This is a genomic window from Amycolatopsis sp. 505 (assembly GCF_031625235.1).
Lineage (GTDB): Bacteria > Actinomycetota > Actinomycetes > Mycobacteriales > Pseudonocardiaceae > Amycolatopsis.
Genome location: NZ_JACKQP010000003.1, coordinates 710,758 through 725,300 on the forward strand (window position 1 = coordinate 710,758; position 14,543 = coordinate 725,300).

Consider the following 14,543-nt stretch of genomic DNA (forward strand, 5'->3'; position numbering starts at 1 on the left):
GTCTCCGGCTCAGTAGGCGAAGGCCGCGGGGCGCGGCTCGTCGGACTCGGGCTCGTGAGGTGCTTCGGGCGGCGGGGGACCGGCCTTGGCGTAGCGGACCATCAGGACGCCGTCCACGACCGCGAGCACGCCGTAGAGCAGGGTGAACACGATCAGCGAGGTCAGCACGCTGCCCGCGGAAACCGTGGGCGACACCGAATCGGCGGTCTTGAGCACGCCGAACACCGACCAGGGCTGGCGGCCCATCTCGGTGAAGATCCAGCCGACGCTGTTGGCCAGGAACGGCAGCGCGATCCCGGCGACGGCGGCGGGGAAGAACCAGCGGGCGCGCGGGGTGCGGCCGCGGCGGAACAGCCAGAGCCCCACCAGGGAGATCAGCAGGCAGAGGAAGCCGAAGCCGATCATCAGGCGGAACGTCCAGTAGGCGACCGGGATGTCCGGCCGGTACTCGCCGGGCCCGTAGGTCTGCTGTTCGGCGGCTTGGAGGTCGTTGATGCCTTCGACCTGCCCGTCGAACTTCCCGGTGGCCATGAAGGAAAGCACGCCGGGGACGCGGATGCTGAACTTCTCCTGCGAGCCGTCGAGCGAGCCGATCGTGAACAGTGAGAACGACGCGGGCGCGACGGTGTCGTAGAGCGCTTCGGCGGCGGCCATCTTCATCGGCTGCTGCTGTGTCATCAGCCGGGCCTGCAGGTCACCGGTGACGATGACGCCGAGGCTGGCGATCAGCACGGTGACCAGGGCGAGCTTCATCGACGGCCGGAACACGTCGGCGTTCTTTTGTCGGCGGAGCTGCCACGCGCTGATCCCCACGACGAACATCCCCGCGGTGAGGAAGCACGCGGTGATGGTGTGCGCGAAGGCGCCGATGGCGGTCGAGTTCGTGAGCACGGCGCCGAAGTCCTTGAGCTCCGCACGGCCGGTGGCGGGGTTGACCGCGTAGCCGACCGGGTGCTGCATCCAGGAGTTGGCGGCGAGGATGAAGTACGCCGAAAGCAGCGTGCCGATCGCGGCGAGCCAGATGGTGGCCAGGTGCAGCTTCTTCGGCAGCTTGTCCCAGCCGAAGATCCACAGGCCGAGGAACGTCGATTCGAGGAAGAACGCGAGCAGGCCCTCGATGGCCAGCGGCGCGCCGAAGATGTCGCCGACGAAGGTGCTGTAGTCCGACCAGTTCATCCCGAACTGGAACTCCTGCACGATGCCGGTCGCCACGCCCATGGCGAAGTTGATGAGGAACAGCTTCCCCCAGAACTTCGTCATCCGGCGGTACTTGTCGTTGCCCGTGCGCACCCAGGCCGTCTGCATCCCGGCGACCAGGAAGGACAGCCCGATGGTCAGCGGGACGAAGATGAAGTGGTAGACGGTGGTGATCCCGAACTGCCATCGGGCGAGGTCCAGGGCGCTCATCCGGTATCTCCTGCTCGTTCGCGGGTTACCCGGCGAGCATCCGGTGCCGACGGCGTCCGGCCTTAGGGTCCTTGGTCACTTCCCGGACGGTCCCGGGTCCCTGCCGCCGAGGGTCCTGTGGTCGTACGCTGATGCTGTCCGACCCGTCTTTGGGAGGCTCTTCATGCTTCGTGTGTTCCTGGTCGACGACCACGAGGTCGTCCGCCGTGGCGTTGCCGACCTGCTGGACGAGGACGAGAACCTCACCGTGGTCGGCCAGGCCGGCAGCGTCTCGCAGGCGCTGGCCCGCATCCCGGCGCTGAACCCGGACGTGGCCGTGCTGGACGTCCGCCTGCCGGACGGCAACGGCATCGAGCTGGCCCGCGAGCTGCGGTCCAAGCTGCCCGAGCTGAAGTGCCTGATGCTGACCAGCTACACCGACGAGCAGGCCATGCTCGACGCGGTGATGGCCGGGGCGAGCGGGTTCGTGATCAAGGACATCAAGGGCATGGACCTGGTCTCGGCGGTGCAGGACGTCGGCGCGGGCAAGTCCCTGCTCGACGCCCACGCCGCCGCGGCGCTGATGGCGAAACTGCGCGACAGCCAGGCGAAGAAGGGGCCGCTGGCCGACCTTTCCGACCAGGAACGGAAGCTGCTGGAGCTGATCGGCGAGGGGCTGACCAACCGGCAGATCTCCGAGCGGATGTTCCTGGCCGAGAAGACGGTCAAGAACTACGTCTCGCGGCTGCTGACCAAGCTGGGCATGGAACGGCGGACGCAGGCCGCGGTGCTCGCCACCGAACTGCGCAACCAGGGCGGCTGAGCGGCTCGCCCTGACGCGCCTCAGCCTTTGCGGCGGCGAGGCGCGGCCGAGCGCGGCGGTGTCGCGCGCATGTGTTCGCGCACCGGGGCCAGGAGGCCGGCGAGGGCTTTCACGTCGTCGCGCGAGAGCGGCTCGAACAGCAGGCCGCTGACGACCTCGACGTGCCCCGGCAGCACCTTCGCGAGCAGTGCGCGTCCGGCGTCGGTGATGGTGACCGTGACACTGCGTTCGTCGTCCGGGGAAGTTGTCCGCTCGACCAGGCCGGCCTTTTCGAGCAGCCCCGCCTGGTAGGTCAGGCCGCTGCGGCTGTAGACGACGCCGTCGGCGAGGTCGGTCATGCGGTGGCTGCCGGTCGGGGAGTCGCCGAGCCGGGCCAGGAGCTGGAACTGCACGTAGCTGATGTCCCCCGCTTCCTTCAGCTGCTGCTCTACGGCGTGGCGCAGCAGGCTGGTCACCTCGATCAGGTCGAAGTAGGCACCCAGCTGCACGGGATCGAGCGACGGCGACATGCGCCCAGTCTACTGCTTCGAATTCGAAGAGAGCGTGACCGACCTCACTTGCTTCGAGTTCGAAGCAGTTGTACTGTCGTCGTCAGTTGCTTCGAACTCGAAGCAAAGAACCTGAAGGAGTTTCCGATGAAGGCAGTGCGTTTCCACGAGTACGGCGACCCGAGCGTCCTGCGTCACGAAGACGCGGAGCTTCCGGCGCCGGGTGCCGGGCAGGTCCGGGTCCGGGTGGCCGGAACGTCGTTCAACTCCGTCGACGGCAACATCCGCGGCGGATTCATGCAGGGGCCGATCCCGGTGGAGTTGCCGCACACCCCGGGTCTCGACGTCGCCGGCGCGGTGGACGCGCTCGGCGAGGGTGTGACCGGCTTCGAGGTCGGTGACCCGGTCGTCGGTTTCCTGCCGATGGACAAGCCCGGCGCTGCTGCCGACTACGTGCTGGCTCCGGCCGAAGTGCTGACCGCGGCGCCGAAGAGCGTCCCGTTGGCCGATGCCGCCGCGCTACCGGTGGTCGGGCTGACCGCTCGCCAGGGGCTGTTCGACCACGGCAAGCTGACGGCCGGGCAGCGGGTGCTGATCAACGGGGCCGGGGGAGCGGTTGGTGGGTATGCGGTGCAGCTGGCGCACAACGCGGGCGCGCACGTCATCGCGGTCGCCGGGCCGCGCAGCAGCGTCACGGCTGCCGACGAGGTCATCGACCACACGAGCACCGATGTGCCCGCGGCGGTGACCGAGCCGGTCGACGTCGTCCTCAACCTGGCCCCGGTCACCCCCGAGCAGCTGGCGGCGCTGGTGACGGTGATCCGCCCCGGCGATGTCCTGGTGAACACGACGGTCTGGATGCCCGCACCCGGCGACGAAGAACGCGGTGTCCGCGGCATCGACCTGTTCGTCCGCAGCGACGCCGGTCAGCTGGCCGAGCTGGTCGCCCAGGTCGACCGGGGCGAGCTGCGGATCGATGTCGCCGAGCGGGTGCCGCTGGCCGACCTGGCCGCGCTGCACGCCCGGGCTGCCGAAGGTGCCGTGCACGGCAAGGTCGTGGTCCTGACCGCCTGACGGTCAGGTGCTCAATGCGGTGGGCTCCATCAGGACGTCCGCCAGCGACCGCCGCGGTGTCCACGGCACGGGCGCGCCGCGGCCCAGGCGCAGCACGATCTGGGGCCACAGGCCGCCGCCGAGCAGCTGGCGCAGTTCGGCCCGGACCGCCGAGACCTCGACCGGCTGGGAGATGAACGACGCATCGAGCCCGGCCACCGTCGCCGTCAGCAGGACCCGCTGCATCGCCTGACCCGCCCGGAGCCGGTCGACGCGGGTGTCGTCGAACGAGCCGATGACCACGACCAGCGGCTCGGAGTCGTCGCGCCGGCCGCGGTCCCGGGTGCCGAAGTCGCGTAGCACCCAGCCGCCGTTGTTCGAGGGCATCGACCCGGCCGCGTACTCGGGGACCCCGTCGCGGCTGTCCCGGTCACGCCCGGTCCACTGCCGCCACTCGGCCAGGAACGCCGGGTCCGTGAACTGGGCGTGGTGGCCCTTGTGGACCAGTTCGCGCAGGCCTTCCAGCTGGTTCCCGGTCAGCCGCGGCAGCCACGCCTGCTCGACCTCGGCGGCGTGGCGCAGCTCGGCGACCACGGACGCGGGGATCGCGTCCGTCTCGAACGGCGTCCGGTTCGTGTGACGGCGGGGGATCGCGTCCGCCAGCTCGACCATCCGCCGGTCGGGTTTCCGTGCCGAGAACGGCCGGACCACGGCCAGCAAAGTCGGGTCGTCACGCCGGGGGAACAGCGTCGTCGCGGGGTGGGCGCCCAGTGCGTGGATGGCGGCGCGCACGTTGAACAGCGCGGCCCCGCAGGACAGCAGCAGTTCGCGCCGGTCGGCGTCGGCCACCGGCAGGGCGCGGTCCGGATCGGCGTGCAGCTCCAGGCCCGCGCGCGTGCAGCGGTAGCGCCATGGCTGCGTATTGTGCGTCGACGGCGCCAGCACCGCAGCGCCGATGACGGACTTCACCTGATCGGAGTCCAGCAAGCCGATCGAAGTGATGGGTAGTGTCATGGTTTCCCCTCGTGCCGCGAGGCGGCACACTGGTGATCCGAAAGCTTGGTTCGACGGTCTCTCGCACCGCAGTGCCGCGGAAAGGGGACAAAGTCACCGATGATGCGGAGGCCGTGGTGAGCGAAGCCGGGCAGGGGCCACGGCGGATGGCGGGCACGCTGTCCGGCCTGCGGCTGCGCGAGCTGCTGCGCGACCTGCAGGACCGGATCGAGCTGCTGATCGGCACCCGCGACAAGATGGACGGCCTGCTCGACGCCGTGCTGGCCGTCGCCTCCGGGCTCGAGCTGGACACGACGCTGACCCGGATCGTGCAGGCGGCGATCGAACTGGGCGAGGCCAAGTACGGCGCGCTAGGCGTGCTCGCCGAAGACGGCAGCCTGTCCGAATTCCTCTACATCGGCATCGACGACGAGACCCGCCGGCTCATCGGTGACCTGCCCGAAGGACACGGCGTGCTGGGCGTGGTGATCGAGGAGGCGAAGCCGCTGCGGCTGGAGGAGATCTCCGCGCACCCGGCCTCGGTCGGCTTCCCCGCCCACCACCCGCCGATGCACACCTTCCTCGGCGTGCCGGTGCGCGTGCGCGACGAGGTGTTCGGCCGGCTGTACCTGACGGAAAAGAAGAACGGGGAGCCGTTCACCGACGACGACGAGGTCGTCGTCCAGGCCTTGGCCGCTGCGGCCGGGATCGCGATTGAGAACGCGCACCTCTACGAGCAGGCGCGGGTCCGGCAGCAGTGGCTGGCCGCGACCAGCGAGGTGACGACGGAGCTGCTCGGCGGCACCGACCCGGCGGAGGCGCTCAACCTCATCGCCAGCCGCGCGCTGGAGCTGACCGGCTCCGACGTCACGATGCTCGCCCTGCCGAATTCCGGGCGTCTCGACGTCGACGAGGACTGGGGTGACGACGTCGACGACCTGACGGTCACGGTGTGCGCGGGTACGCGGGCGGCCGAGCTGTCGGGGACGCGCATCGACATCGAGGAGAGCGTGCCGGGCTCGGTGTACCGGGACCGGACGCCGCGCAGCGTGCCCGAGCTCGCGCTGCGCGAGCACCGGTTCGGGCCGGCGATGGTGGTGCCGCTGCGGGCGGGCGACCGGACGACGGGCGTGCTCATCGCGGCGCGCGAGGCCGGTTCCTCCGGGTTCGAAGCGGCCCAGCTCTCGGTGGTGGCGTCCTTCGCCGACCAGGCGGCACTGGCCCTGCAGCTGGCGGCGCAACAGCGGGCGGCACGCGAGCTGGACGTGCTCGGCGACCGCGACCGCATCGCCCGTGACCTGCACGACCACGTCATCCAGCGGCTGTTCGCGGTCGGGCTGTCGATGCAGAGCACCCAGCGGCGGACGAAGTCGCCGGAGCTGCAGAAGCGGCTCGGGGACAGCATCGAGCAGATGCACGAGATCGTCCAGGAGATCCGCACGGCGATCTTCGACCTCCACGGCGGCGCGGCGGGCGAGACAGGGATGCGGCTGCGGCACCGCCTGCATGACGCGATCGCCGAGCTGACCGACGACGCACCGCTACAGCCGACTGTCAGCATGTCCGGCCCGATCGACACGGTCCCGACCCAGCTGGCCGAGCACGTCGAAGCGGTGGTGCGGGAGGCGGTCAGCAACGCCGTGCGGCACGCGAACGCGTCGGCGGTGTCGGTGTCGATCGCGGTGCGGGACGAGGCGATCCGCGTTGTCGTGGTCGACGACGGCAAGGGGCTCGCGGAAGGGATCTCGCCGAGCGGGCTGGGGAACCTGCGCGATCGCGCGGAGGCTTCTGGCGGCACGTTCTCGCTGGACAACGGCCCCGAGGGCGGGGTCAGGATCGAATGGTCGGCGCCGGTCGCCTGACCAGTGATTGCGTCGATTCCCGGTCAGGCGCCCGGAGAGGGCGCCTACTGCCGCCGACGAAGAAGAAGCGCCAGAACTTCGCGAGCTGACTTCCGGCGGGCCGCCGTGCGCGCCAAAAGTGCTGTCATCGCGGCGGCTGCAACCGACGCAGCGTAGGTAAGCGGCACAGCAGCGGCTGCGAGGGCGCCGTCGTGAAGGAGCTGCGGCAGGTTCGTCATGTTGGTCTCCAAACCAGAGAGCAGATCTGTCGCCCTCAGTTGTGCCCCTTCTTAGCCGTGTCCGGCGAGGTCTCCTCGCGCTACGGTGTACAGATGTGCAGGTCACGAGGGGTGCCCGGAATTCCGGACCGGGTCCGGACCGGATTTCGGAACGTTCCGCACCTGATTGGACTCGCTCTGTGAGCGAGGTGGGGGCGGGGCAGCAGTTCAAGGCCGCGCTCACGGAGTTGCGCATGCGTGCTGGCAACCCGACCGCTCAGGCGATCGTCGACCGCGCCGGAGATGCCAAGCCGCTGCGGGCGAAGATGAATCGATCATCACTTAGTGACTGGTTTCGAGGCAAAAGTGTTCCGGCTGATCGGCGTGTTGTGGAAGTGCTTGTCAGCGTGTTATCCGATCTTGCGAAGGGGCGTGGTGCTCCGTTATCGCTGGAAGAACGTTCTAAAATTCTGCGTCTTTATCGAGGTGCTCATGCTGAGAATCAGGCTAGGCGCGGTAATCGCAATACTCAAGCTGGAGGAATTCCTGAGGGTGAGCCGCTGGCTGCTGAGGACTCGGTGGGTCTCCTTAGTGCGCGTTTCGGCAATGTCTGCGCCTTCGCTGGGTGTCGCAATCCATTGATGAGCAATAGAGTGGGTGACGAACGCTTCCTTGGTTCGGTCATCCAGGCTGACCGTGATTCCCTCGATCAACGGACAGTTCCCGCAGCTGAGGAAAAAGTAAATGCGGAGAGTAACGTCGTCTTGCTATGTGGGCGGCATGGTCGAGAGCTGAGGGAGGGGGTGACTGTGAAGACTATGCAACAACTTCAGGCGATGCGTGACGAAGCGTTGCGGACGCATGCTGTCGGACTGCGTCAACATCTGCCGAAGTTGATGTCGCTCAACTATGCGAATCCGGTCAGACTGGCCCAGTTGGCTTTGTTCCACGGGCAGAATGTCTCCTTGCCGAGTGGGGGTCCGCCGGCAGGGATCGTCGGGATGAATCAGTGGCTTGCTGCAGTGCTCGAAGCGATGAGTCAGGTTCAACTTGAGACTCGACGTCTTACTCTGGATTTCGACCTTCGTACTCTCAATCCGGGTGACCTGCTTGTTTTTGATCGACAGATCCGTACGTTGCACGGTGCAATGCCGAATGAAAGCCGAACTCTGACAGGTAATTTGGATATCGATCCGATTGCATATTTCGAACGTAGCGGTGTGCGGGTGATCATGCAATTGGATCCGAGCCTGATAACGACAAATTCCGCCTTTACTGACTTTGGCGCAGGTGCGGTGCGGCTTGCTGGACTTTGTTTGATCAAGAGGCGGATGACGCCATCTGAACCGCCGACGACCAAGCGAAAGTCAAAGTTGCGGTTCTTGGCCTCGCCGCTCCTGTTGGGTATTGCGAAGTATGACGAGCGTGATGCGGACATCAGTGATCGCCGTGTGTTTGAGGGGTATGATCCCGATACTGATGAAACTGTATGGCTGGGCCCATGGAATATGCCACGTGATCAAACGACTGGTTAGAAGCCATGTTCATGGACGAACGGCTGGCGGCCGGTTGCTGCCTACGGGGCTTGGTAACTAGCCAGCCTGTGTAGCTGTCGGCAAGCGTTCCAGCTTGGTGACGAAGGTCCTCCCGGTTCGGGCAATCCGGCCGCGTCGCGCGGCCACCGAACCGAGGTCTCCTTGTCCTGCGACACCGGATGTCGCACGGAAGGAGGAACGGATGACTGCCCTGGTGCCGGGCTCACGCCTGGCGTTGCCGAGCATCGCGGCGTGGCTGGAGAACCCCTGGCCGTTCGCCGAGCACAACCCGGTCCGGATCGAGGAGTCCACTGAGGACGGCAAGTACCTCGTGCGGGCCGAACTGCCCGGCTTCGACCCGGAGAAGCACATCTCCGTGACCACGCACAACGGGCTGCTGACCATCTCCGCCGAGCGTGAGGCGAAGGAGACCGGCGAAGGCCGTAGCGAGTTCTTCTACGGCACCTTCAGCCGCACGGTCAGCCTGCCGGCCGGGGCCGACCCGGCGAAGGTCAAAGCGACGTACGCCGACGGCATCCTCGAGATCTCGATGCCGGTTTCGGAGCACCCGCGCGACAAGCACGTGAAGATCCAGGTCACCAAGGACTAGGTGACCCTCCGCGGTGGGCGCGGCCCTCGGTCGGCCGCGCCCACCCCCATGCCCCGAGGAGATGCGATGACCCGGGCCCTGCTCGCGCACGGTGACGTGGTGCTCGTGCGCCCGTTGCACCCGGGCGACACCGCCGAGGTGCTCGCCCTGCACACGCGGCTGACCCAGCAGGACACCTACTTCCGGTTCTTCGGTACTCCGTCCGGTTTGGACAAACTGGCGGCTGGAATCGCCGCCGACCCCGGCCCGGGTCATTACGCCGTGGGCTGCTACCGGCGTGGCGAGCTCGTCGGCGTCGCGAACTACGAGGTTTTGCACGACTCCGCGGACGCCGAAGTCGCCTTGGTGGTCGACGCGACCATGCGGACCCAGGGCGTGGCGACCCTGCTGATGGAACACCTCGTCTCCCACGCCCGCAAGACCGGCCTGAAGCGGTTCCTCGCCGAAGTCCTCGCCGAGAACGCCAACGTCATCCACGTCTTCCGTGACCTCGGCCTGCGCTTCGAGGCCAGCATCGGCGGCCCCGAGCGTGACGTCGTGATGATCCTCGAAGACGATCCCGCGTATGTCGAGGCGGTGCTCGAGCGCGACTCGGTCGCCGACGCCGCCAGCCTGGCCCACCTGTTCAAGCCGTCCTCGATCGCCGTGATCGGCGCGGGACGACGGCCGGGCTCGGTCGGGCACGCGGTCCTCGGCAACCTGGTCGGCTCCGGCTTCCCCGGTCCCGTCGAGGTGGTGAACCCGCACGCGGACGTGATCCTCGGTGTGCCGAGCGTGCCGTCCGTCGCGGCGCTGACCCGCACCCCCGACCTCGCGGTGATCTGCCTGCCCGCACCGGCCGCCGCGCAGGCGGTCGAAGAGTGCGGGAAGCGCGGGGTCCGGGCCGTCGTCATCATCTCCTCCGGATTGACCGGTACCGGCGCGGGCGAGCGCGTCCACGCCGCCGTGCGCGACTACGGCCTGCGGCTGGTCGGCCCGAACTGCCTCGGCGTCGTCTCCACCGACCCGGCCTGCCCCTACGACCTCACGTTCCTCGCCACGCCGGTCCGGCGGGGCAACATCGGCGTCGTCACCCAGTCCGGCGGGGTCGGCATCGCGCTGGCCGAATCGCTCGGCGATCTCGGCCTCGGCGTGTCCTCGCTGGTCTCGACCGGGGACAAGTACGACGTCAGCGGCAACGACCTGCTGATGTGGTGGGCCGCCGATCTCCGCACCGAACTGGCCGTGCTGTACCTCGAATCGTTCGGCAACCCGCGCAAGTTCAGCCGGCTGGCCCGCCGCCTCGCCCGCACCCGCCCGGTGCTCGCCGTCCGCTCCGGCAGCGGCGACACCGCCCAGCGCGCGGCCGCCTCGCACACCGCCGCGGCCGCCACCCCCGCCGTCACCCGGGACGCGCTGTTCGAGCAGGCCGGCGTCATCGCCGTCGACACCGTCGCCGAGTTGGTCGACGTCATCGCCGGGCTGTCCTGGCAGCTCCTGCCCGGTGGCCCGCGAGTGGCCGTCGTGAGCAACGCCGGAGGCGCCGGAGTCCTCGCCGCCGACGCCTGCGAACGCGAAGGCCTGGTCATGGCCGAGCTGTCCCAGGACACCCGGGACCGCCTCGCGAAGCTGCTGCCCGCCGAAGCGGCGGTGCGCAACCCGGTCGACACGACCGCGGCCGTCCCGCCCGAGGTGTTCGCCGGCGCCCTGCGCGCCGTCCTCGACGACGACGGTGTCGAGGCGGTCATCGCCGCGACCGTGCCCACCGCGGTCGGCGATCCCGGCACGTCGCTCGCCGCGGTGCTCCCGCCCGAGTACAAGACCGTCTTCGCGGTCCGGCCCGGGCAACGCGCCCGGGTGGCCCCGCTGGTGCCCGGCCGCGGTGTCACGGCCTGCTACGACGACCCCGCCGCGGCCGCGGCGGTGCTGGCTCGGCTCGTCCGCTACGAACAGTGGCTCAACCGGCCCGAAGCGGACGAGCATGTCGAGCCCCTCGAAGATCCGGACGCCCTGCGGGCCTTCGTAGCCGAGCGCGAAGGTTGGCTCCCGCCCGCCGACGCCGTTGAACTGCTTCGTCTCGCCGACATCCCGATGGTGGAGACCCACTACGTGGAAGCCGGGGACTCGATGGACGCCGCGGCCGCCGACCTCGGCTCGCCGGTGGTCCTCAAGGCCGATGCCGAGGGCCTGCTGCACAAGACCGCCGGCGGCGGTGTCCTGCTCAACGTGCGCGGCGCCGACCGGACCATGGAAGCGTTCCGGGTCCTGCGTTCCCGCTTCGGATCCGCCCTGCGGGGCGTGACGGTCCAGCCGATGGCCGAACCCGGCCGCGAGCTGCTGGTCGGCGTGCGCTCGGACCCGGTGTTCGGGCCGCTGGTCGTGTTCGGCCTCGGCGGCGTCGACACCGATTTGATCGCCGACCACGCCGCCCGGCTCGCCCCGCTCACCGGCGCCGACGCGGACCTGCTCCTGGACGGGCTGCGGGCGTCGAAGGCGCTCTGGGCGTCCGGCCTGGACCGGGCGGCGCTGCGCGAGCTGCTGCTGAAGGTCAGCCGGCTGGCCGAGCTGGTGCCGGAACTGGCCGAACTGGACCTCAACCCGGTGCGCGTGCGCTCGGAAGGGTGCGTGGCCCTGGACGTCCGCGCCCGCCTGGAGCCCGTCGCGGCGGAAGACCCGTTCCTGCGCCGGCTGCGAGACTGAAGGAGCGACCTGTGCGTGTGCTGACCTTGAACCCCGGCTCGTCGAGCGTGAAGGTGTCGCTGGTCGCCGACGGCACCGCCGTCGGCTGGGCCGCCTGGGACCTGACCGACCCGGCCGTCGTGGGCCACGCGGTCCGCAGGTGGTCCGATGTGGACGCGATCGCGGTCCGGTTCGTCCACGGTGGCTCGCAGAAGGCACCAGCGCGCGTGGACGACGCCCTGCTCGCCAACCTCGAACGGCTCACCTCCCTGGCGCCCAACCACCAGCCGCTGTCGCTGGCGGTCACGCGGGAAGTCCGCCGCCTGCTGCCGGACGTTCCGGTGGTGGCCTGCTTCGACACGGCCTTCCACGCCCGGATGCCCGAAGCCGCCGCCCGGTACCCGCTCCCGCGAGCGTGGACCGCGCAGAACCGCTTGCGCCGCTACGGATTCCACGGCCTGTCCTGCCAGTACGCCCTGCACCGGACCGGCGAGCTGCTGGGCCGCGCGCCGGAGGACCTGCAGCTGGTGTGCGCCCACGTCGGCGCCGGGGTGTCGGTGACGGCGATCCGCGACGGCCACGGCGTCGACACGAGCATGGGCTTCACCCCGCTCGAGGGCGCCATGATGGCCACCCGGTCCGGTTCGGTCGACCCGGGCCTGCTGCTGCACGTGATGCAGACGGCGCCGATGAGCCCGGCCGAGATGTCCGCGAAGGGCGCCGGGTCTTCGACAACGTCCGGAAGTTCGTGCTGTACATTTTCGCGCACGCGGTGCCGGAGGTGCTGCCGTTCCTGCTGTTCGCGGTGTCGGGCGGGATGATCCCGTTGCCCTTGACGGTGTTGCAGATCCTGGCGATCGACCTGGGCACGGAGACCTTGCCCGCGCTGGCACTGGGTCGTGAACCCGCGGAGCCGGGGCTGATGTCGCGACGGCCGCGACGGCGTTCCGAAGGCGTGGTCACCGGGCGGATGCTCCTGCGTGCCTGGGGAATCATGGGACTGTTGTCGGGAGTGCTGGTGCTGGGCGCGTTCTTCGCGGTGCTGTACGCGGCGGGCTGGCACCCGGGCGCGGACGTCTCCTCGGGCGCGTTGCACGCGGCGTACTTGCAGGCGACGACGGCGAGCTTCGCGGCCATCGTGTTCTGCCAGGTGGGCACGGCGTTCGCGGCCCGCACCGAGCGCGTGTCCCTGCGCTCGGTGGGCCTGACGACGAACCGGTTGCTGCTGGGCGGAATCGTGTTCGAGCTGGTGTTCGCGGCGGCGCTGATCTACCTGCCGCCGCTGCAGGCGCTGTTCGGGACCGCGGCCCTACCGGCTTGGGTGGTGGCGATGTTGCTCCCGATGCCGGTGATCGTGTGGGCCGCGGACGAGCTTTTCCGCTGGGCGACCCGCCGAGGCGCCGCTCGGAGGTGACACTCACGCCGCGGGCGCGGTCCACTGCTGGTTCGCCTGGCCGTTGCAGGACCACAGGAGCACCTTGGTGCCGTTCGCGGTGCCCTGGCCGCTGGCGTCCAGGCAGAGGTTCGACTGGACGCCGGTGATCGTGCCGTTCGTGTTGACCGTCCACTGCTGGTTGGCCTGGCCGTTGCAGTCCCAGATGACCACCGCCGTCCCGTTGGCGGTGCCCTGGCCGGATGCGTCGAGGCACTTGTTGCCGTAGACCGTCAGCTGGCGGCTCGCCGTGCGGGTCCAGGTCTGCCCCGGGCCGCCCTGGCAGTCCAGGAGTTGCAGCTGGGTGCCGTTCGCCGTGGTCGCGTTGGGCACGTCGAGGCAGCGGCCGGACTGCTTGCCGGTGATCGGCCCGCCACCGGCCGGGGGCGTGCCGTCGGTGCCGGTTACGGTGAGCAGGAACGCCTCCCCGGCCGGAACCGAGGTGGCGTAGCTCGAGGTGAAGGTGCCACGGTCGGCGCCGGCCCAGACGTCGCGGACGACCGCCGGGCCCGACAGGCCCAGCGCCGACCACCGGGCGGTGATGGTGGCGGCCGAGCCGGTGCGGTTGAGCAGGACGACGGCCCGGCGGCCGGTGCCGGACAGCACCTTCTGGTAGACCTGCAGGCCCGAGGCGTCCTCGGCGACCTTGGTGCCCTGACGGCCGAGCGAGTCCTGGTCGATGGCGATCATCTCGCGGTTGGTCAGCGTCGCGCGCGTGGCGGCGCTCATGTCGCTGGGCTTGTTGCCCGCGATCAGGGGGGCGCCGGAGATCGCCCAGAGGCTCAGGTGGGTGCGGTTCTGCGCGTCGGAGAAGCCGGGCAGGCCGGCGATGAGCATGTCGGGATCGTTGTAGTGGCCGGGACTCTGCGCGCTGGGGTGCTGTGCGGCGTCGAAGTTGGCCAGCATCTTCGACATCGAGGGCCGCTCGCCCCAGTAGATGATGTCGCCGCTGGTGCGCCACAGGTTGGCGATGCCGGGCGCCCAGTTCCAGGGCTGGTTGCCGCCCCATTCGCAGACGGAGAAGGTCATCGGGCGGCCGGTCTGGGCGGTGGCGCGCGAGATGGAGTCGCTGATCTGGGTGTAGGCGGTGCGGGCGTTGAGGCCTTCGGCGTTGCCGCCGCACCAGTCGACCTTCACGTAGTCGAAGCCCCAGCGGGAGAACTGGAGGAAGTCCTGGTCGTAGTGGCCTTCGGCGCCGGTGCCGGGGTAGGCGGGGTGCCCGGTGGGGTAGTAGTAGCCGCAGCCGTTGCGGCCGGCGTCGGTGTAGATGCCCGCTTTGAGGCCCTTGCTGTGGATGTAGGCGGTGATGGCGGACATCCCGCCCGGCCACTTCGCGGTGTCGACGGTGATGTTGCCGTTCGCGTCGCGGCTGCCGGTCCACCAGCCGTCGTCGATGTTGACGTATTCGTAGCCCGCGTCCTTCATGCCGGAGGACACGAGCGCGTCCGCCTGCTGCTCGATGACGGTGTGGTCGATCGCCCCGGCGAAGGAGTTCCAGGAGTTCCA

Annotated in this window: 10 protein-coding genes and 2 pseudogenes; 8 read left to right on the forward strand and 4 right to left on the reverse strand. The window is 69.3% G+C overall.

Annotated elements, in window-relative coordinates; translation table 11 throughout:
- Nucleotides 1–9: 9 nt before the first annotated feature.
- Nucleotides 10–1,407 (reverse strand): cytochrome ubiquinol oxidase subunit I, encoded by a 1,398-nt coding sequence (locus H5965_RS14840; protein WP_310970324.1) that lies wholly within the window; start codon nt 1,405–1,407, stop codon nt 10–12.
- Nucleotides 1,408–1,570: 163 nt separating this feature from the next.
- Here H5965_RS14840 and H5965_RS14845 point away from each other — a divergent pair, with 163 nt between their 5' ends.
- Nucleotides 1,571–2,209: a response regulator transcription factor gene (locus tag H5965_RS14845; RefSeq protein ID WP_310970325.1), complete on the forward strand. Its 639-nt coding sequence runs from the start codon at nt 1,571–1,573 to the stop codon at nt 2,207–2,209.
- Between the two features lie 20 nt (nt 2,210–2,229).
- Here H5965_RS14845 and H5965_RS14850 read toward each other — a convergent pair whose 3' ends face one another.
- Nucleotides 2,230–2,718: a MarR family transcriptional regulator gene (locus tag H5965_RS14850; RefSeq protein ID WP_310970327.1), complete on the reverse strand. Its 489-nt coding sequence runs from the start codon at nt 2,716–2,718 to the stop codon at nt 2,230–2,232.
- A gap of 126 nt (nt 2,719–2,844) precedes the next feature.
- Between H5965_RS14850 and H5965_RS14855 the strand changes: the two genes are divergently transcribed.
- The gene (locus H5965_RS14855) at nt 2,845–3,771 is read left to right on the forward strand and encodes an NADP-dependent oxidoreductase (protein ID WP_310970329.1); all 927 of its coding nucleotides are present in this window, start codon (nt 2,845–2,847) and stop codon (nt 3,769–3,771) included.
- 3 nt (nt 3,772–3,774) lie between these two features.
- Here H5965_RS14855 and H5965_RS14860 read toward each other — a convergent pair whose 3' ends face one another.
- Nucleotides 3,775–4,764 (reverse strand): Acg family FMN-binding oxidoreductase, encoded by a 990-nt coding sequence (locus tag H5965_RS14860; RefSeq protein WP_310970330.1) that lies wholly within the window; start codon nt 4,762–4,764, stop codon nt 3,775–3,777.
- Between the two features lie 146 nt (nt 4,765–4,910).
- Here H5965_RS14860 and H5965_RS14865 point away from each other — a divergent pair, with 146 nt between their 5' ends.
- The 6 genes and pseudogenes from H5965_RS14865 to H5965_RS14890 form a co-directional block, all read left to right on the forward strand.
- A complete protein-coding gene (locus H5965_RS14865) occupies nt 4,911–6,605 on the forward strand; it encodes a GAF domain-containing protein (RefSeq protein ID WP_310970601.1) in 1,695 nt (564 codons plus the stop codon).
- Between the two features lie 397 nt (nt 6,606–7,002).
- The gene (locus tag H5965_RS14870; protein ID WP_310970331.1) at nt 7,003–8,337 is read left to right on the forward strand and encodes a hypothetical protein; all 1,335 of its coding nucleotides are present in this window, start codon (nt 7,003–7,005) and stop codon (nt 8,335–8,337) included.
- Nucleotides 8,338–8,539: 202 nt separating this feature from the next.
- Entirely contained in the window at nt 8,540–8,947 is a 408-nt protein-coding gene (locus tag H5965_RS14875) for an Hsp20/alpha crystallin family protein (protein ID WP_310970333.1), read from the forward strand.
- Nucleotides 8,948–9,013: 66 nt separating this feature from the next.
- The gene (locus H5965_RS14880) at nt 9,014–11,626 is read left to right on the forward strand and encodes a GNAT family N-acetyltransferase (RefSeq protein WP_310970334.1); all 2,613 of its coding nucleotides are present in this window, start codon (nt 9,014–9,016) and stop codon (nt 11,624–11,626) included.
- 11 nt (nt 11,627–11,637) lie between these two features.
- Nucleotides 11,638–12,315: pseudogene (locus H5965_RS14885) on the forward strand (acetate kinase); the annotation flags it as partial.
- Nucleotides 12,312–13,019 (forward strand): annotated as a pseudogene (locus H5965_RS14890) (cation transporting ATPase C-terminal domain-containing protein); the annotation flags it as partial. The pseudogenes H5965_RS14885 and H5965_RS14890, both read left to right, overlap by 4 nt.
- Nucleotides 13,020–13,022: 3 nt before the next feature.
- Here the strand turns inward: H5965_RS14890 and H5965_RS14895 are convergent.
- On the reverse strand, nt 13,023–14,543 hold a 1,521-nt coding region (locus H5965_RS14895), incomplete at its 5' end, for an RICIN domain-containing protein (RefSeq protein ID WP_310970335.1).